Source organism: Sphingobium estronivorans (assembly GCF_008692605.1).
Classification (GTDB): domain Bacteria; phylum Pseudomonadota; class Alphaproteobacteria; order Sphingomonadales; family Sphingomonadaceae; genus Sphingobium; species Sphingobium estronivorans.
In genome coordinates this window covers 125994-144138 of sequence record NZ_LFCT01000008.1, presented here as the reverse complement: position 1 = coordinate 144138, position 18145 = coordinate 125994, and the positions used below count along the sequence as shown (strand labels likewise).

General features: G+C 64.6%; 23 protein-coding genes and 1 tRNA gene. 14 read left to right on the top strand and 10 right to left on the bottom strand.

Features of this window, described 5'->3' with window-relative positions; translation table 11 throughout:
- Positions 1–158: 158 nt before the first annotated feature.
- The 3 genes from F7P65_RS08060 to F7P65_RS08050 all read left to right on the top strand — a co-directional run bounded on the left by F7P65_RS08060 (position 159) and on the right by F7P65_RS08050 (position 2485).
- Positions 159–629, top strand: coding sequence for a hypothetical protein (locus F7P65_RS08060; protein WP_150291270.1), 471 nt, complete (start codon positions 159–161; stop codon positions 627–629).
- A gap of 47 nt (positions 630–676) precedes the next feature.
- Positions 677–1936: a dual-specificity RNA methyltransferase RlmN gene (gene rlmN, locus F7P65_RS08055; protein ID WP_150291221.1), complete on the top strand. Its 1260-nt coding sequence runs from the start codon at positions 677–679 to the stop codon at positions 1934–1936.
- Between the two features lie 108 nt (positions 1937–2044).
- Positions 2045–2485, top strand: coding sequence for a hypothetical protein (locus F7P65_RS08050; protein ID WP_150291220.1), 441 nt, complete (start codon positions 2045–2047; stop codon positions 2483–2485).
- Between the two features lie 54 nt (positions 2486–2539).
- Here F7P65_RS08050 and F7P65_RS08045 read toward each other — a convergent pair whose 3' ends face one another.
- Positions 2540–3055, bottom strand: a complete 516-nt coding sequence (locus F7P65_RS08045) for an outer membrane protein (protein WP_150291219.1) — start codon at positions 3053–3055, stop codon at positions 2540–2542.
- 409 nt (positions 3056–3464) lie between these two features.
- Between F7P65_RS08045 and F7P65_RS08040 the strand changes: the two genes are divergently transcribed.
- The 7 genes from F7P65_RS08040 (at position 3465) to F7P65_RS08010 (ending at position 8421) form a co-directional block, all read left to right on the top strand.
- Positions 3465–4208 (top strand): cytochrome b/b6 domain-containing protein, encoded by a 744-nt coding sequence (locus F7P65_RS08040; protein WP_150291218.1) that lies wholly within the window; start codon positions 3465–3467, stop codon positions 4206–4208.
- A 2-nt stretch (positions 4209–4210) separates the two neighbouring features.
- Positions 4211–4957: a molybdopterin-dependent oxidoreductase gene (locus F7P65_RS08035; RefSeq protein ID WP_162854564.1), complete on the top strand. Its 747-nt coding sequence runs from the start codon at positions 4211–4213 to the stop codon at positions 4955–4957.
- 31 nt (positions 4958–4988) lie between these two features.
- A complete protein-coding gene (locus tag F7P65_RS08030; protein WP_150291216.1) occupies positions 4989–6230 on the top strand; it encodes an SAM-dependent methyltransferase in 1242 nt (413 codons plus the stop codon).
- 119 nt (positions 6231–6349) lie between these two features.
- The gene (locus F7P65_RS08025; RefSeq protein ID WP_150291215.1) at positions 6350–6631 is read left to right on the top strand and encodes a hypothetical protein; all 282 of its coding nucleotides are present in this window, start codon (positions 6350–6352) and stop codon (positions 6629–6631) included.
- 197 nt (positions 6632–6828) lie between these two features.
- Positions 6829–7251 (top strand): DUF350 domain-containing protein, encoded by a 423-nt coding sequence (locus F7P65_RS08020; protein ID WP_150291214.1) that lies wholly within the window; start codon positions 6829–6831, stop codon positions 7249–7251.
- Positions 7252–7255: 4 nt separating this feature from the next.
- A complete protein-coding gene (locus tag F7P65_RS08015) occupies positions 7256–8113 on the top strand; it encodes a S1 family peptidase (protein WP_150291213.1) in 858 nt (285 codons plus the stop codon).
- Between the two features lie 32 nt (positions 8114–8145).
- The gene (locus F7P65_RS08010) at positions 8146–8421 is read left to right on the top strand and encodes a DUF3297 family protein (RefSeq protein ID WP_150291212.1); all 276 of its coding nucleotides are present in this window, start codon (positions 8146–8148) and stop codon (positions 8419–8421) included.
- A 63-nt stretch (positions 8422–8484) separates the two neighbouring features.
- Here F7P65_RS08010 and F7P65_RS08005 read toward each other — a convergent pair whose 3' ends face one another.
- The 4 genes from F7P65_RS08005 to F7P65_RS07990 all read right to left on the bottom strand — a co-directional run bounded on the left by F7P65_RS08005 (position 8485) and on the right by F7P65_RS07990 (position 11542).
- Positions 8485–9174 (bottom strand): CHAP domain-containing protein, encoded by a 690-nt coding sequence (locus F7P65_RS08005; protein ID WP_240334237.1) that lies wholly within the window; start codon positions 9172–9174, stop codon positions 8485–8487.
- Positions 9175–9248: 74 nt separating this feature from the next.
- Positions 9249–9779 (bottom strand): CHAP domain-containing protein, encoded by a 531-nt coding sequence (locus F7P65_RS08000; RefSeq protein WP_150291211.1) that lies wholly within the window; start codon positions 9777–9779, stop codon positions 9249–9251.
- Between the two features lie 106 nt (positions 9780–9885).
- Positions 9886–10956, bottom strand: coding sequence for a DNA replication/repair protein RecF (recF, locus tag F7P65_RS07995; RefSeq protein ID WP_150291210.1), 1071 nt, complete (start codon positions 10954–10956; stop codon positions 9886–9888).
- A gap of 112 nt (positions 10957–11068) precedes the next feature.
- Entirely contained in the window at positions 11069–11542 is a 474-nt protein-coding gene (locus tag F7P65_RS07990) for a hypothetical protein (RefSeq protein ID WP_240334236.1), read from the bottom strand.
- 94 nt (positions 11543–11636) lie between these two features.
- Between F7P65_RS07990 and F7P65_RS07985 the strand changes: the two genes are divergently transcribed.
- Together F7P65_RS07985 and F7P65_RS07980 are read left to right on the top strand one after the other, a co-directional pair.
- On the top strand, positions 11637–12023 hold the full coding sequence (locus tag F7P65_RS07985; protein ID WP_150291208.1) for a VOC family protein: 387 nt from the start codon (positions 11637–11639) through the stop codon (positions 12021–12023).
- Positions 12024–12037: 14 nt separating this feature from the next.
- On the top strand, positions 12038–12583 hold the full coding sequence (locus tag F7P65_RS07980) for a peroxiredoxin (RefSeq protein WP_150291207.1): 546 nt from the start codon (positions 12038–12040) through the stop codon (positions 12581–12583).
- Here F7P65_RS07980 and F7P65_RS07975 read toward each other — a convergent pair whose 3' ends face one another.
- The gene (locus F7P65_RS07975; RefSeq protein ID WP_150291206.1) at positions 12584–13489 is read right to left on the bottom strand and encodes a dienelactone hydrolase family protein; all 906 of its coding nucleotides are present in this window, start codon (positions 13487–13489) and stop codon (positions 12584–12586) included. It abuts the gene before it with no gap.
- Between the two features lie 136 nt (positions 13490–13625).
- On the opposite strand from F7P65_RS07975, the gene F7P65_RS07970 reads away from it, so the two are divergent.
- Entirely contained in the window at positions 13626–13853 is a 228-nt protein-coding gene (locus F7P65_RS07970; protein WP_150291204.1) for a hypothetical protein, read from the top strand.
- Positions 13854–13881: 28 nt separating this feature from the next.
- A complete protein-coding gene (locus tag F7P65_RS07965; RefSeq protein ID WP_150291202.1) occupies positions 13882–14067 on the top strand; it encodes a PspC domain-containing protein in 186 nt (61 codons plus the stop codon).
- A 366-nt stretch (positions 14068–14433) separates the two neighbouring features.
- On the opposite strand, the gene F7P65_RS07960 is transcribed toward F7P65_RS07965, so the two are convergent.
- The 4 genes from F7P65_RS07960 to recJ form a co-directional block, all read right to left on the bottom strand.
- Entirely contained in the window at positions 14434–15174 is a 741-nt protein-coding gene (locus tag F7P65_RS07960) for a DUF72 domain-containing protein (RefSeq protein WP_150291201.1), read from the bottom strand.
- Positions 15175–15255: 81 nt separating this feature from the next.
- A complete protein-coding gene (locus tag F7P65_RS07955; RefSeq protein ID WP_150291200.1) occupies positions 15256–15927 on the bottom strand; it encodes a peptidylprolyl isomerase in 672 nt (223 codons plus the stop codon).
- A 115-nt stretch (positions 15928–16042) separates the two neighbouring features.
- A tRNA-Glu gene (locus F7P65_RS07950) sits at positions 16043–16118 on the bottom strand.
- A gap of 124 nt (positions 16119–16242) precedes the next feature.
- On the bottom strand, positions 16243–18009 hold the full coding sequence (gene recJ, locus F7P65_RS07945; protein WP_150291199.1) for a single-stranded-DNA-specific exonuclease RecJ: 1767 nt from the start codon (positions 18007–18009) through the stop codon (positions 16243–16245).
- Between the last annotated feature and the right edge of the window lie 136 nt (positions 18010–18145).

The following is an 18145-nucleotide window of genomic DNA, read 5'->3' as shown; positions in this document are numbered from 1 at the left end:
GAATCCGGGCGACAATGATGGATGGTCCTTCATAGCCGCTGTTGCGGCCCCTGCAAGCATTCGCTGAGCCTTTCGTTTCGCCTGGGGTTGCAAAAAGGAACGGCTTGCGCTTTGCCGGGAATGTGAAACGCTTATGGCCCCTCGCCCTCCCCCTGACGATGATCGGCGCGGCCGCGCAGGCGCGGGACTCGCTGGGCGTGTTCGAGGCCTGGGGCGCGTTTCGCGATCCGGCCTTGTCTCAATCCGGGTCCCAATCCGGTGGTCCACGCTGCTATGCCATCGCCATGCCGGTCGCGGCGCAGTCGGCGGGCTTTGCCGCAGTCGGAAGCTGGCCGCGGCAGCAGGTGCGCGGGCAGGTGCATTTCCGCCTGAGCCGGATGCGGGCCGCGGATGCGGCGGTGATCCTGAATGTGGGCGACCGGCGCTTTACGCTGGTGGCGGGGCAGGTCGACGCCTGGGCGCCGGATGCGCGGGCCGACGCGGCGATCATCGCGGCGATGCGATCGGCCACCGGCATGAGCGTGCAGACGCGGGATGCGGGGGGCCGGGGTTTTGCCGACACCTATGCGCTGCGCGGGGCGGCGACGGCGATCGATGCGGCGGCCCTGGGCTGCGCGCGGATGCGGTAGAATCCCGCCGCTTTAAAAATGCGCGGAAATCGGCTATGGGCGCGGCCATGCAGACAGCCGCCAACCCCTTGATGCCGATTCCCGGCCTTATCGACCCTGTGCCCGTACCCCGCGCCGTGACGCCCCGCGAGGATGGGCGCGTTGACCTGATGGGACTGTCGCGCCCGCAGATCAAGGGCGTGCTGGAGGAAGCCGGGCTCGATGCCAAGCAGGCGAAGCTGCGCTCCAAACAGCTGTTCCACTGGCTCTATCATCGTGGCGAGACGGATTTCGACGCCATGACCGACCTTGCCAAGCCGATGCGCGGCTGGATGGCGGAGCGCTTCGTGGTGGGCCGTCCGCAGGTGGTCGAAGCGCAGGTGTCGAGCGACGGCACGCGCAAATGGCTGCTGCGCTCCGATGACGGGCAGGATTATGAGATGGTGTTCATCCCGGACGCGGACCGGGGGACGCTATGCGTGTCGAGCCAGGTGGGCTGCACGCTCAACTGCCGCTTCTGCCACACCGGTACGATGCGGCTGGTGCGCAATCTGACGCCGGGCGAGATTGTCGGACAGGTCATGCTGGCGCGCGACGCATTGGGCGAATGGCCCAAGGGCAGTATGGCGTCGGCCAATGACGATGAAGCCGACGATGCATCGCAGTACAGCCCCGACGGGCGGATGCTGACCAACATCGTGATGATGGGCATGGGCGAGCCGCTCTATAATTTCGACCATGTGCGCGACGCGCTGAAGGTCGTGATGGATGGCGACGGGCTGGCTTTGTCGAAGCGGCGGATCACGCTCTCCACCTCCGGCGTGGTGCCGATGATGGCGCGGGCGGGCGCGGAGATTGGCGTGAACCTCGCCGTGTCGCTCCATGCCGTGACCAAGGATGTGCGCGACGAACTGGTGCCGCTCAATAAGAAATACGGCATTGAGGCACTGTTGCAGGCCTGCGCCGACTATCCGAGCGCCAACAATGCGCGACGGATCACCTTCGAATATGTGATGATCAGGGACAAGAATGACAGCGACGAGGATGCGCGCGAACTGGTGCGGCTGCTGCGTCACTACAAGTTGCCCGCCAAGGTCAATCTGATCCCGTTCAATCCCTGGCCGGGCACGGACTATGAATGCTCGACGCCCGAGCGGATCAGGCGCTTTTCCGACATCGTGTTCGAGGGCGGGATTTCCGCGCCTGTGCGTACGCCGCGCGGGCGGGACATCATGGCCGCCTGCGGGCAGCTCAAATCGGCTTCGGAAAAGAAAAGCAGGGCGGAGTTGGACCGCCTCGCCGCGGAGAAGCAAGCCGCGCTCGGATAGAGCGGGGTTGATTGGTCGCGTCTCTTCATGGCGCGAGACGAAACCCCGCCCGGAACGGCGGGGTTTTTCTTTGCCCCGTCCGTTCGGGCGGATGGGAAAGGTTGGACGATGACGGACGAAGAGATTGAGCGGATCGCAACGGGCTTTTGCGCGCGGACGCTGGCCAGGGAAGACTGGACGCACAAGGCGCATTTCGCGACCGCGCTGTGGCTGATGCTGCGGCGGCCCGATCTGGCGCCGGAACGCGACATGCCGGGAATGATCGCGGCCTATAATGAAAGCGTGGGCGGGGTGAACAGCGATACGGCGGGCTATCATGAGACGATTACGCAGGCCTCGCTGCGCGCGGCGCGGGCGGTGCTGGCGGGCCTGCCCGGCGATGTGCGGCCGCAGGCGGCGTTGGCGGCGCTGATGGATTCGCCGCTGGGGGGCAAGGACTGGCCCTTCGCTTATTGGTCGCGTGAGCGGTTGATGTCGGTGGAGGCGCGACGGGGCTGGGTGGAGCCGGATTTGAAGCCCCTGCCCCCGGCATGGCAGAGGCGTGCATAAGAAAAGGGCGGCCCACGCGGGACCGCCCTTTCCTCAAACTCTATTCCCGAAGGATTAGAAGCGGAAGCCGACGCCGACGACGCCCGCGTCACGGCCACCGATGCCATCTTCATATTCGCTGCGCTGATATTCAGCCGAGATGTAGGTATTGCCGGTCACGGCGAATTCCACGCCGCCGCCGTAACGCACGCCTTCGAACGAGCCGCCAGCGTTGCTGTTCGACGCTTCGACGCGGGTGTTGGCATAGCCGACCTTGCCGAACAGCAGAGCGCGCGGCGTCACGATGTAGCCGAGGCGCAGCGAAGCGGCCAGGTCACGGCTGACTTCCACGCCGGCAGCCAGGCTGGTGGTGCTGTCGCTCAGCGACACTTCCGGACCGAAGGTGATGTTCGGGGTCACGGCCAGGTCGAAACCGGTGTTCACGCCGTAGCTGAAGCCGTCACGGCCAGCGAACTTGTCATAGCCCATGGTGACGCCCGCGCGCGGACCGGTGAAGGGCGCTGCGTCCTGAGCGAAGGCGGGAGCGGCAAAAGCGGCGGCAGCAACGGCTGCGAGAATCACAGTCTTCATAAAGTCCTCATGTAATGAGCAACGCCGATATCCATGAACAGGACTGACGTTTTTTGTTCTATCTACGGGTGGCGTCGGGATTTTACTCTTTCATCGCCATGGATCACCGATGTTATTCGGCTTTCCTCCCGTCATGCGTGCGGCGATATTCGTCACCGACGAGGCGCATATGTAACGTGATTGCTCTTGTTGCAAGTTGGATATGAACTTTACGATCATATGAGACTTTTTCGCAACAGGTTGATTTACGCAAAAAAGGGGCCGCATTCGAGAACACCCCTTTTTGACCGGAACGCGCGCTTAGACTCCCCAAGCTGGCTCCCAGATGAACGAAACCGGGCACGCGCGGCAAGCCTGTAACGGAAACGTCATTTTTGACCTGACCGGTGCAAAAGAGTAACGGTTTCCCATGGATGGCCCCCTATCCGATCGCGAGCAGGCCACGCCGCGGCTGGTGCTGCGCCACAAATGGCCGACGCGTTTATGGCATTGGCTGAACGCGCTGCTGCTCTATGTGCTGTTCACCAGCGGGCTGGGCATCTTCAACGCGCATCCCCGGCTCTATTGGGGGCAATATGGCGCGAATTTCGACCATCCCTGGCTGGAGCTGGAACGGTTCGGCAGGTGGATCACCCTGCCCGCTCATTATAATCTGGCCATGTCCCGGCACTGGCACCTGACCGCCGCGCCGATCTTCGCCTTCGCGCTGCTCTTCTACATGCTCTGGAGCCTCTTGGGCCGGCATCTGGCGCGGGACCTTGCCTTCCGGCGCGGGGAATTGGCGCCCGGCCATGTGTGGCAGGACATTCGCGATCATGCACGGCTGCGCTTTCCGACCGGCGAAGCGGCACTGCATTATAATGTGCTGCAAAAGGCCAGTTATATCGGCGTGATCTTCCTGGCATTGCCGCTCATCGTCCTGACCGGCCTCACCATGTCGCCGGGCATGAACGCGGCCTGGCCGTGGCTGGTCGAACTGTTCGGCGGGCGGCAGTCGGCGCGGTCGATCCACTTCATCACGGCCTTTGCGCTGCTGGCCTTCTTTCTCGTCCATATCCTGATGGTGCTGCTGGCGGGGCCGGGGAACGAAATCCGGTCGATGATCAGCGGACGCTATCGGATTCCGGAAACGCATGCGGAGAAGGGGCGGTGAGCCTGATCCTCGACCGCCGGACCCTGGTGCTGGGCGCCGCCGCGACGCTGGCGGGATGCGACCGGCTGGCGAAGAACGAAGCCTTCCGGGAGGTGCTGTTCTCCGCCGAGAATTTCCACAAATGGGCCCAGCGCAGCCTGATGGCGCGCAATGCCCTGGCGCACGAATTCCGGCCCGATCAGATCTCCCCCTTTTTCCGGCCCAACGGTACCGCCAATCCCAACACTCCTGAATATAAAGCGCTGTGGCGCAACGGCTTTGCCGACTGGCGGCTGCGGATCGGCGGGCTGGTGGAGCGGCCATTGGCCCTGTCGCTGGCCGACCTGCGCGCCTTTCCCCATCGCGAGCAGATTACGCGGCACGACTGTGTCGAGGGCTGGAGCGCCATCGGCAAATGGCGGGGCGTCGTGCTGAACCAGATTCTCGATGCGGCCCGGTTGCGGGATGGGGCGCGCTATATCGTCTTCCGGTGCGCCGACGATATGGGCGGCGGCCAGGGCTATTATGAGAGCATCGACCTGACGGACGCTTTCCACCCGCAGACCATCCTGGCCTTCGCGCTCAATGACCAGCCGCTGCGGGTCGCCAATGGCGCGCCGCTGCGGCTGCGGGTGGAACGGCAACTGGGCTATAAGCACGCGAAATATTTGATGCAGATTGAGGCGGTTGCCACCATGGACGGCATTGGCGGGGGCAAGGGCGGCTATTGGGAGGACCATGCCGGTTATGACTGGTACGCCGGTATTTGACGCCGGCGGAACGACCTGACAGGGTGACCCCATGAAACTGTTCGATCGGGTCATCAAGCGGCTGGTTACGCAAGGCCAGCTTACCATCCACTATCATGACGGCAGGACCATCACGGTCGGGGCGCCCAAAGCGGGATTTCCATCGCTGGCGCTGAAATTCCACGACGCGCGCGTGCCGTTCGACATCATCAAGGACCCGCGGCTCGGCATGGCCGAAGCCTTTATCGACGGGCGCGTCGCCATAGAGGGCGGCGGGATCATGGAACTGATCTCGCTCATCCGCATGAACAATGCCTGGGAAAGCGGCAAGTCGATCAGCGATCTCGGCTCCGTGAAGCGCGGCTTCAAGGCGATCCGGCGCAAGCTGTGGGCCGCCAACCATCGCGCCCGGTCCAAGGCGAACGTCGCCCATCATTATGATCTGTCCGGCGCCCTCTATGCGCTCTTCCTCGACCGCGACCGCCAATATAGCTGCGCCTATTTCCCCGATGCCGTCAATGAGGCCGGCATCAGCCTGGAACAGGCGCAGGAGGACAAGAAGGCGCATATCGCCGCCAAGCTGCATCTGAAACCCGGCATGAAGGTGCTGGACATCGGCTGCGGCTGGGGGGGCATGGCGCTCTATCTGCACCGAACCTGCGGCGTGGACGTGACCGGCATCACCTTGTCGGAAGAACAGCTGAAGGTCGCGCGGCAACGGGCGCAGGATGCGGGCGTCGCCGACCATGTCCGCTTCGAGCTGATCGATTATCGCGACATAGAGGGGCCGTTCGACCGCATCGTGTCGGTGGGCATGTTCGAACATGTCGGGACCAAGGATTACCGCACCTTCTATAACAAATGCCGCGACCTGCTGACGCCGGACGGGGTGATGCTGATCCACACCATCGGCCGGGTCGACGGACCGGGCATGACCGACGCCTTCACCCAGAAATATATCTTCCCCGGCGGCTATATCCCCGCTTTGTCGGAAATGATCCAGGGCAGCGAGGGCACGCGGCTGATGGTCACGGATGTCGAGGTGCTGCGCATGCATTACGGCCTCACCATCCGCGAATGGTACAAGCGGACCCTGGCGCACAGGGCGGACATCGTGGCGCTCTATGACGAGCGCTTCTTCCGCCTCTGGACCTTCTACCTTGCGGGTGCTGCGACCGTGTTCGAACATGGCAGCATGGTGAATTATCAGGTCCAATATGTCCGCGACCGGCGGTCCCTGCCGATCACCCGCGATTATATGCTGGAGGCCGAGGCCGCGTTGCGAGGCCGCTGATTAACCATGAATATTGGCTGACAGGACCGTTCCCGGACGGTTCAGTCAATCCGGCGCATCTTCCCCCTTCATGACCCCCGGCGCCCAAGCGACGGGCATGCATGTGAGGAGATGAAGACATGAATATCTTGTGGAAGGGCGCTGCCGCGCTGGGGCTGGCGATCACCGCCATGGGCATCGGCGCAGCGCCTGCCCAGGCGCAATATTATGGCGGTTATCGCGACGGCTATCGCGGGGGCGACCATCGCTGGGACGACAGGCGCGGCTGGCGGGATGACGATCGCCGTCACTGGCGGGGCGACCGGCGCTATTGGCGCGGCCATTACCGCCAGCGTTGCTGGACCGAATGGCGCTATAGCCATTATCGCGACCGGCGCGTGAAGGTGCGCATCTGTAACTGATCGCGCTAGGGCATCGTGCGAAAAGGTGGAACCTGACTTTTCGCGAAAAACGATGCGACAACAAAACCTTAGAGCGCGCGCCCGGCATTTCACGCAGCGCGCGCTCAATCCTTCCCCTCTCAGCGATGGAGGAGGATTTTGGATGCGCAAGCCGCCCACCGATTGAACCGGCGGGCGGCTTGCGGCATCTTCATGGCATGACCGATCCCATGCCCGTCATTCAGAGCCTGCTGTCGGGCCTGCCCATTTTCCTGCTGCATCTGGCCTGCGCGACGCTGGCCTGGATGGCGGCACTGGCGCTTTACATGGGAATCACCCCGCACGATGAATTCGCGCTGATCCGCGCAGGCAACAGCGCCGCCGCCATCTCGTTGGGCGGCGCGGCCATCGGCCTGGCGGTACCGCTGGGCTTTTGTCTCGCCGGATCGGTCAATGTCTGGGACATCATGATCTGGGGCAGCGTGACGCTGATCCTGCAACTCATCGCCTTTCGCTTCGTCGATTTCCTGCTGGGGCAGCTGTCCACCCGGATCGAGGCCGATGAACGCTCCGCCGCCATCTTCCTGGCGATGATGAAGGCCGCCATTGCCTGTCTCACCGCCGGCGCGATCGCGGGATGATCCGGTGAGGCCCCGGCGCTTCGGCTGTCTGCCAGCGCTGCTCGGCATCATCCTGGCGCTGCTGTGGGTCAGCGAAGTCACCCGACCGCCGCCGCTCCATGTCGAAACCTTCGACCCGCGCTCGCCCCGCCGTCCCTTGCCGCAATGGAGCGATGAAAGCTTCGTGATCGAGGACCGGGGCGAAGCACCCGCTGACAGCATGGGCACCACTTTCGCCGTGGACCGCGGCGGCGCGTGGCTGACGGCCGGGCATGTCACCCATGGCTGCGCCCGCGTGGGCATAGAGGAAGGCGGCTTCGCCCGGCCGGTTTCGCGGCTGATCGAAAGCCGGGAAGCGGATGCGGCGCTGGTGCGCAGCTGGTTGGCCAGCGACCATGCCCTACCCCTGTCGGACCGGGTGCCCCCGGCCGGATCGGTCGGCTATCATATGGGCTTTCCGGCAGGGCAACCGACGCTGGTGATATCGGAACTGATCGGCGCCGCCCGCGCCCGGCGGGGAACGAGCGAGGAAACGCAGCCCGTCCTCGCCTGGGCCGAACATGGCCGGATTCCGATGGGCGACGGCACCTTGTCGGGCATCAGCGGCGGGCCGGTCTTTGCCGAGGACGGCCATGTCGTGGGCGTCAACAGCGCGGCCACCGACCGGCGCGGGCGAATCCTGACCACGGCGCCCGACGCCATGATGCGGCTGATCGCCGCCAGCCATGCGGTGAGCGACCGGCCGGTCGCCTATCCCTTTCTGGATGCCGCCGATGCGCAGGGGCGTTTCGAATCCTGGCTGGCGCAGGGGGTGATCCGCCGAATCTACTGCGATGTCGACGAAACGCCGGGAGTGTTGACGCAGGGGCGGCCAAAGCGCTAGTCCGCGACGAAATTCACAGGATCAGAACTATCATGAGCGATACCCCTCCCGACCGCCTTTCCACCAATCCGAAAAGCCCCTTTTTCGATATGGACGTGCTTCAGCGCGGCATCGGCATCAAGTTCAAGGACCGGGTCCGTAACGATGTCGAGGAATATTGCCTGTCCGAGGGCTGGATTCGCGTCGCGGCGGGCAAGACCCGCGACCGCCACGGTCAACCGCTGACGATCAAGCTGTCCGGCCCGGTCGAAGCCTGGTTCGAGAATGCCGCCGAAGGCGCTGACGAAGCGAGTGAGAAGGGCGAATAAACAAGCCCTCTTCCGGGTTTTGAAAAAGGCGCCGCCTCCACGATGAGGCGGCGCCTTTTTATTTCAGCGCAAGGCGGCTTCGCGCTTCACATCCGCGATGATGTCCCTCAGCGAGCGCGCCGAAGGCGTCGCATCGGCATAGCGTATGGCGCGCATGTCCATCGCCAGGCGCGGCTTGCGGGCCACTGAAGCCTTGCGCAGCGAAACCGCCTCCGCATCCTCCGGATCGTCCTTGGGCATATCCATGCCGGCAAAGCGCGTACTGCCGCCCAGCGCCGGATCGGGCCGGAAGGGATGCAATTGCGGCTTGTCGGGATAGATGAAACCGAAGGTCGGATTGCTCCGCGCACCCATCTGGCCGGTCGGGCTGTGCCAGATCCGGACCTCGCCCCAATCGCCGTCTTCCGACACATCGATTGCCAGCACATCTTCCTCGATCGCGCCGGGCACCGACCAGTTGGCGTGCCGGATCAGAATGCGCCGGTCGTCCAGCACCTTGCTGACCACCGCGACATGGCCCAGCACCATTGGCCCGACCGGACGAAAGGCCAGCACCGCGCCCTTGCGGGGCGTGTGGCCGCGCCGGTAATGATTTTCCGCCTGGTCCCACCAGGTCAGCGCGTCGCCATAAAGCTGAACGCCGGACACGATGCGCGCATAAGGCACGCATTGCAGCACCGTCGCGCTCAACGCAGGCGTCGTTGTCAGGCTGGCCAGCAGCAAGGCCGCCCAGCGCATCGTTCCCAATTTCATGCGACCCCAAAAGCGTCAGAATCGCCCCACCGCCGAAGAGATTAGACGGCAGCCCTTAGGAACTGGTTAAAATGTCAGAAAGCACCGCGGGCAGAGTCGCTGCCGGCGGTTGCGCGGTCGGCCATGGCGATCTGCACCGGCATGTCGTTCGACTTGTGCGCGTAGATGAAGCCGCTGGCAGCGTTGGAGCGCACGCCCAGATCACCGATCGGACCGTACCACACGCGCACATCGGTCCAGTCATTGTTCGGCGAGACGTCGATGGCGCGGACGTTGCGCTCGATGCCGCCGCGATAGGACCAGTTGGCGTGGGTCAGCAGCACTTCGCGGTCGCTGACGATCTTGCTGACCATGGCGACATGGCCGACCGGCATGGACCGGCTGGCGGCGAAGGCCAGAACGGCGCCGACGCGCGGTTCATGCCCGCGGTCATAGCGGCCATCGGCCTGACCCCACCAGGTGTTGGCGTTGCCATAGAGTTCGATACCGGAAATCTGACGGGCGAAAGGCACGCACTGGAGGGTGCCAGCAGCGGCGGGGGTCACGATCAGGGCGCCGAGCGCGAGCGTTGCCGCTGCGACAAAAGCGCGAAAACCACCGATCATGCGTTGCGACCCCCAATATTTTTCAGGAACTAACCCCGTGAAAGGTCTTAGGGCAGAGGCCGGACGCGTTGAAAAGAAGCGAGCGACGAGTCGTTGTTGCGGTGCGTCAACCTGCGGAACGAAAAACGTGACCCGCCGTTACGGTGAAGCGTGTCGATTCGCGTAAATCACTGAAAAGGCTGTCTTCCGTGCCGGTCATCCAGACCTGGCCACCGGTTTCGCGCAACCGTTCGAACAGTGCAGCTCGTCGCGACGGGTCGAGATGAGCCGCCACTTCGTCGAGCAGCAGCACCGGCGGTTGGCCGCGATGATCCGTCACCAGCGCGGCATGGGCGAGCAGGATCGAGAGCAGCAGCGCCTTTTGCTCGCCCGTCGAACAGAGCGCGGCGGCCTGCCCCTTGGCCGCGTGGGTGACGGCCAGATCCTGACGATGCGGGCCGGACAGGGTCCGCCCGGCGGCAGCATCGCGGCGGCGCTCGCGGGCGAGGCGAACTCCCAACGGTTCGTCGCCGCCCCCATCGCTCTCCATGACCAGGAGCGGACGGGCGAAGGGATGGTCGGGCTGCCGCTCCAGCGAAGCACTCAGGCGCGCGACCAGATCGGCGCGCGCCGCCCCGATGGCCGCGCCATGCTCATCCATCTGGATTTCCAGCGCGCTCAGCCAACTTGGGTCAGCGCCGGGAAGATCGTTCAACAGCCGGTTGCGCGCCCGCATCGCCGCCTCATAACGGGCGCTGTGCACGGCATGGGCAGGATGGAGCGCCAGCGTCAGCCGGTCGAGAAAGCGCCGCCGCCCGCCGGGACTGTCCATGAACAGCCGGTCCATCGCCGGGGTCAGCCACACGATGGCGAGATGATCCGCCAGCGCATTGGCGGAAGAAGACACGCCGCCGATCCGCACCTGCCGCCGGTCGGGGGCGGAGGCCAGAACGCCGGTCCCCAGCATCACGCCGTCCACTTCCGCCGCGATGCCGAAGCCCCCTGCCCCGCTTTGCCGCGCCATGTCGCGCAAGGCCGCGCCGCGCAGGCCGCGCCCCGGCGCCAACATCGATACGGCTTCCAATATGTTGGTCTTGCCCGCGCCATTTTCGCCGGTCAGCACGATGAAAGCGTGATCGGGAACGATCAGCGCATCCGCATGATTGCGGAAATCGCTCAGGGTAAGACGGCCGATCATCGCGCCGCTCTAGCCAGTGTGGCGCTGTTGGGAAAGCGTTTCGCGCGCACTGGTTCCTTGTCGTCGTATCGACTTATGCGCAGAATCGGTTCCCACTTTCGCGCACGATGCTCTAGCCGCACCGTTTGCGCGTCACCGCCCGGCCGTCATCGATCACCGTCAGTTCGCGGCCACTGGCGGACGGTCGCAGTTCCAGCGTCTTGTTCCAGCTCTGCCCTTCGCCGGTAAAGGCGGCATCGATGCGGATACGGCCGTCCGGGCCGTGGGACATGCCGGTCACCTTGCCCTCGCTCTCCAGGAAAACCAGGCTGGTGGGCGTGACCGTCAACTTCATCTCCGCCGCGCGTTCGTCGCAACGTTCCTCCAGTCCGGTCCAGCGCCCCTGGATGCTTGCCGGAATGGTCGAACCGACGGACGAGGGTGGCGGCGCGGATTCGGCAGTGCGGAGGGCGTTTTCGGCCTCAGGTGCCTGCCTTGGCTCCGGCGCCGCCTGATCGACGATGTTGGTCACGACGCCGGGCGGGTCGTCCTTCTTCTCGTCACAGGCCGCCAGGGCGAGCAGCGGCAGGAGAAATATTGCGCGCATGGATGAAAAACCGCTTCCTCGCCAAGGGGTTCCGACAGTCGCGCTTTGTCCATTCATCCGTGCTATGCTCCCTTCTCGCCAAGGGAGATATGCCATGCCTGTGCTGGGAATGGGTGGAATTTTCTTTCGCGCGCAGAACCCGGAAGCGCTTTCCGCCTGGTATCGCACGCATCTGGGCGTGGGCGCAGGCTGTTCCGCCGATCCACAGGTCACGCCCAATATCCATACATGGACAGTGCAGGGCGGTCCGCTGGTGTTCGCGCCCTTCCCCGCCGACAGCGACTATTTCGCAGCGGAAAAGGCGTTCATGCTCAATTTCCGCGTGTCCGATCTGGACGGATTGTTGGCGGACTTGCGCGTCGCCGATGTTGCCGTCATCACCAAGGCCGAATGGGATCATCCGGAAGTGGGGCGCTTCGCCCGCATCCATGATCCCGAAGGCCATGCCATTGAACTCTGGGAGCCGCCTGCTCCTGACTGAAGAGGAAGCCGATGATGAAAAGCGCGAAACTTGCCCTTGCCTCCCTGGTGACGGCGCTCGCCCTGACCGGGCCTGGATCGGGCGCCATGGCGGCGCTGGCCGTGGGCGCCAAGGCCCCCGACTTCACCACGCGCGGCGCGCTGGCGGGCAAGACCTTCACCCTGACGCTGTCGCATCAGTTGAAGCGCGGGCCGGTCGTGCTCTATTTCTTCCCCAAGGCCTTCACGCCCGGCTGTTCCGCCGAAGCGCGCGAGTTCGCCGAGCATATCGAGGATTTTAAGAAGGCGGGCGCCACCGTGATCGGCATGTCGGCCGATCCCGTGGACGATCTGGTCGCCTTTTCCACCAAGGAATGCGCGGGCAAATTTGCGGTGGCGTCGGCCGGTTCCACGATCGTGTCGGGCTATGATGTCGCTTTGAAGATGCGGCCGGGGATGACCGACCGCACCTCCTATGTCATTGCGCCCAGCGGCCGGATCGCCTTCGTCCATAGCGAAATGAGCTATGCGGGCCATGTGAAGAGCACGCTGGCCGCCGTGCAGGCGATGCAGCAGAAATAGCTACTTCGCCTTCTTGACATAGGTGCCGAACCAGCCGAGCGTCGCCTGCCAGGCGGCCTTGGCCGCGGCTTCATTATAGCTGGGGCGGTAATCCGCCATGAAGCCGTGGTCAGCGCCGGGATAGACGGTGATCGCGTCCGGCGGCGCCTTGCCCGCGCTTATCAGCGCCGCCTTCATCCTGTCGACATCCGCGGCCGGAATGCCCTTGTCGAGAGCGCCATATTGGCCGAGCACCGGCACCTTGAGCGCACGCACCTGTTCGATGACGCTGAGCGGCTGCAATTCGGTCTTCTCGCTGACGATGCGTCCGTAAAAGGCGACGCCCGCATCCAGTTGGGCGCTGTGCGCGGCATAAAGCCATACGATCCGCCCGCCCCAGCAGAAACCGGTGATGCCGCGCCGTTTTCCGTCGCCGCCATGGCTGCCCGCCCAGGCGAAGCTGCTGTCGATGTCCTCCAGGACCTGCGCGTCGGACGCCTTGGATACGATGGTCGCGATCAGCTGCTTGAAATCCGCGACTTTGGTCGCATCGCCATGGCGCGAGAACAGATCGGGCGCGATGGCATAATAGCCCGCCCGGGCGAAACGGCGGCACATGTCGCGTATCCACTCATGGACGCCGAAAATCTCATGCACCACGACGATGATCGGCGCGGCCTGGGCGACGGCAGGGCGAGCGACAAAGGCAGGCATGGAAAACCCGTCGCTGGCCGCGATCGACACCCTCTCCTCCTTCAGCCCTTCGCCTGAGGTCTGGATGGCGCTGCTGGCGATGGGCCGACAGGCAGCGGCGAAACCGGCGGCGAATGCGCCTCCGGCCAGCAGCCTGCGGCGATCGAGTCCGGTCGTGGCGATCCAGTTGCGGTCCTCGGGCAAACGGTCGGGCTGATCCTGCCGGTCGGTCATGCGCGTCTCTCCTCAAGCCATGGCGGCAAGCCTAATCCGCCCATCGCCCAGCGCAAGCCGTTCGGTTCAATCCATGGACGCCTGAATTATTCCCATTTCCGGGAAAATTTCACCGAAATATGGAAATTTTCACGGCATGAAGACGGTCGCATCTCATCGAGAACCGCGCAATTCCAGCCGAAATCCAAATTGGCACGGCTCCTGCAATCTTCCCGGCATCACGGCCGGATGGACCGGCCCCGCACATTTCACGGAGTCAATCATGTTCGCCAAGCTTCAAAACGCCGCTTTCGCTTTCGCCGGGGCGCTGCTCGTCGCCAGCCTCTTCGTTGGGGCCGCCGTCCCGGTCACACCGATCGCCTGATCCGATACTCTTCAAGAAGGGCAGATTCATGAACGACAGCTTCACCCTCGACCGCCGCAATGGAAAGATTATGGGCGTATGCGCCGGACTTTCCAACCGCACCGGCATGGATGTCACGCTGATCCGCATTGCCGTGGCGCTGTTGACGCTGTGCGCTCTGGGGCCGGTGGGCGTGGTCGCCTACCTGCTGGCGGGCTGGCTGGCGAAGGGCTGATACGCGCGGCGTTTGAGTTCCCGGCTCACCCCGCGCCGGCATCTCGAGCGACCTGCAGGAGGCCCGTCGCGATCCCATAAAAAAGCCGCCCTTGGACGCTGTCCGGGGCGGCTCTTTTCATATGCCAGTCAATGACGGGCGAATCGGACCTGTTGCAATCAGGCAAACAGCACCGAATAGAAGGTCAGCAGCTGCGCACCAACCGCCACCATGAGGGCAACGCCCTGAACCGTGTGTCGCATATCGTTCGTCCTGCAAGTTGTTCTTTTAAAACTGCCTCGTCGGCAAACGCGCTATGCATCCGCCATAAATCCGTAACAATCGCAAAGGACGTCTTCGCAGTTGCAGCAAATGCAACAGTCGCCGTTACGTCAAAGCCACAATCATCGCCTGCGCCGCCGCAGGTGCCCGCACCTTCGCGCCGCTGATGAAAAAGACATAGGCGTCGCCGCTTGCAGCCCGATCCTTTGCCATGGCGGCCCAGTCGGCAATCTTTGCGGGCGCATAGCCAGCCGGTTCCTCCTCCACCGTCCGCATCAGCCGGGCGTAGGAAAAGCCGACATCATGACCCCGCAGCGCGGGATATTCAGGATGGTCGGCGAAGACCACCGCCGCTCCCGCTGCCCGCGCCAGATCGAAAAAGGCGGGATCGTCGAAACTCTCATGCCGCACCTCCAGCGCATGGCGCAGCGGCACGCCGCCGACACTGGCCGGCAGCAGCTTCAGGAAGGCGCCGAAATCCGCGGCATCGAACGTCTTGGTCGGCATGAATTGCCAGAGGATCGGCCCCAGACGGTCGCCCAGTTCGACCAGGCCCTGATTCACGAATTTCGCGACGGAGTCGCCCGATTCGGCCAGCACCCGCCGATTGGTGCAGAAGCGCGACGCCTTGACCGCGAACTGGAAGCCGTCAGGCACCGTCCTGGCCCATCCGGCGAAGGTGGCGGGCTTTTGCGTGCTGTAATAAGTAGCGTTGATCTCCGTCGCGGTCAGATGCTCGCCCACATAGGCCAGTTCATCCTTCTGCCGCAGTCCTTCGGGATAGAAGGTGCCGCGCCAGGGTTCGAAGACCCAACCGCCAATGCCGACCCTGATCTTTCCACCCATCCCGGCTTCTCCTTCGCGGGCATTCTGATGAGAAAAAACGGCCGGAGCCAGCAGGAAAAGCGCGGCTTGAGAAATGCGATCTCAGCGCGCGGCCTTGCGATGAAGACCCAGCAACCAGGGCTTCACCCCACGCGTGGGATGCGGCGTGCCATCGAGCCTCTTCACGCGAACGATATTGACTGGCTTGATGATCATCTGGCCGCGCATCGGCCCCTCTCCGCAGCAGGTCGGGACGGCAAGGATCCGCTTCACGACATCCATCCCCGCGACCACATGGCCGAAGGCGGCGTAGCCGATATAATCGCCCCGCGCGTCCATGTTCGGCGTCGGACCCACCGTGATGAAGAAATTGCCCATGGCCGAATTGGCGCGGTTGGGCCGCGCCATGGAAAGCGTCGCGTCGAGATGCCGGATACCGGTCTGCGTCGTCGGCTCATGCTTAATCGGCGGCAGGGACCGGCGCGCATCCGTATCGATGCCGCCCTGGATCAGCCCCAGCTTCGGATCGCTCTTGCGCCGCGCCGCGCGATAGAAGGTCACGCCATCGAAACGGCCGTCATCGACGTAGGTCAGGAAATTGGCGGAGGTGATCGGCGCCCGACGGTCATCGGTCGCCACGACGATGGTCCCGACCGAGGTTTCGATCGCCACGCGGGTATGGCCGGGTGTGGGCCGGTTGGCGGGCTGGGCAAAGGCAAAACCGGGGAGCAAGACAAGCAGCGAAGCAAGGAAACGCAGAACAACAGGACGCATCGGCAGAAAGCACGCTCACAAGAGGAGAGAATTGTCAGCCAAGGCTAAAGCGCCAGCACGCGTGACGCAACAGGGCGATAAGCACCTGATTTACACCGCTTTCCTGTGAAGGAAGTGGTGACCCCTACGGGAATCGAACCCGTGTTTCAGCCGTGAAAGGGCCGCGTCCTAGACCGCTAGACGAAGGGGCCACATGCAGTTCCGCGTGGGCGTCGCTGCGAAGCGAGGCGGGCATTAGGCGGAGGCTTCGCGGCGGTCAACCCCCTTTTCGTCATGAAAATGACGCGACGCACAAATTTGTTTTCGGGAAAAAGCTCACTCGGCCCAGGCGGCATCCTCCAGGTGCAATTCGGCAGCGGGGCGCGGCCCCCAATCGTCGATCTTCGCCCGCCCGGCAATCCACAGGCGCCTGTCGCGAGGCGCGCCTAGAATGGCCTGGCCCAGATCGGATTCGGCCTGGCGGAAGGCGATGGTCTTGATCGAGCGGCCATCGTCGCCCGCCATGATCGCCCGCAAATGGCCGTTGCCCACGACATCCGCCTTGATGACCCGCATCGGCCCGGAGGCGATCAGGGGCGCGGGCCATCCCGCGCCATAAGGACCGCCCGCATCGATGGCGGCGACGAAATCCGGATTGATCCCCGCCGGCGCCAGCACCGCGTCGATCAGCAGCGCGCGGTCGTCGCGCGCCCTGGCAACGGCATCGGCGAGCCGGTCGTCGAGGAAGTCGGCCAGCGCGTCCACCTTGTCGGCCGCGACCGTCAGGCCCGCCGCCATGGCGTGCCCGCCGCCCGCGACCAGCAGGCCGCTGTCCTTCGCCGCCAGCACCGCCGCGCCCAGATCGACGCCGGAAATGGAGCGGCCCGACCCCTTTCCGGTCCCTTCTTCATCGATGGCGACGACGATGGCGGGTCGGCCAGCCTTCTCCTTGATGCGGCCCGCGACGATGCCGATCACCCCCGGATGCCAGCCCGCGCCCGACACCAAGGCCACGGCGCGGTTGCCCTGCGCGGCGAGCAGGTCCTCGGCCTGCGCCTGCACCGCCGCCTCGATGGCGCGGCGTTCCTCGTTCAGCAGGTCGAGTTCCTGCGCGATCTTCGCCGCCTCCGCCGGGTCTTCGGTGGTGAGCAGCCGGACGCCGAGATCCGCCTTGCCGACGCGCCCGCCCGCATTGATGCGCGGGCCAAGCGCAAAGCCCAGATCATGGCACAGCGGCGCTCGCGTCAGGCGGCTGGCGTCGATCAGCGCGGAAAGACCGATATTGCGTCGCTTCGCCATGATCTTGAGGCCCTGCGCCACGAAAGCGCGGTTGAGGCCCTTCAATTGCGCCACGTCCGCCACCGTGCCCAGCGCGACAATGTCGAGCAGCTCCATCAACGCCGGCTCGGACCGCTGCGCGAACCAGCCGCGCTTGCGCAGCACCCGGATCAGCGCCGCGCCCAGCAGGAACGCCACGCCGACCGCCGCCAGATGGCCATGGGCGGCGGCTTCCTGCGCCTCATCCAGCCGGTTGGGATTCACCAGCGCCAGCGCTTCGGGCAGGGCGGCCGCGCATTTATGATGGTCGACCACCACCACATCGACGCCCGCCGCCTTCGCCTGTGCCAGCGCGTCGAAGGCCTGCGCGCCGCAATCGACGGTGACGATCAGCGTCGCGCCCTCGCCCGCCAACCGCACCAGCGCCTCGCCCGAGGGGCCGTAGCCCTCCATCAGCCGGTCGGGAATATAAGGACGCGCTGCCAGCCCGAGGTCGCGCAACAGCCGGATCAGCAGTGCCGCGCTGGTCGCGCCATCCACGTCATAATCGCCGAAGATGCGGACATCCTCTTGCCCGACAACCGCATCGGCCAGGCGCTCGGCGGCGGCGTCCATGTCGCGGAACAGGCTGGGGTCGGGCATGAAATGGCGGATGGTGGGATTGCGGTGCGCCTCCACCGCGTCGCGCGGACAGCCACGCGCCAGCAGCAATTGCGTCACCAGATCGTCGGGCCGATAGCCCGGATCGCGCCCATCCGCATTGCCGCCGCGCCACCGCCAGGGTTGACCGAGGATCGAACGGGTGATGTTGAGCGCGATAGTCATGCAAAGGCTCTAGACGGGTTGCGATTCGGAGGGAAGCGCTTGCCGTCATGACGCAGGCGGAACCGAAGCAAGCTGTTGCGCGTATTGATAGTTCCGGGCCACAATGGGCGCCGGACAAAAAGGGGCAAAGCGGTTT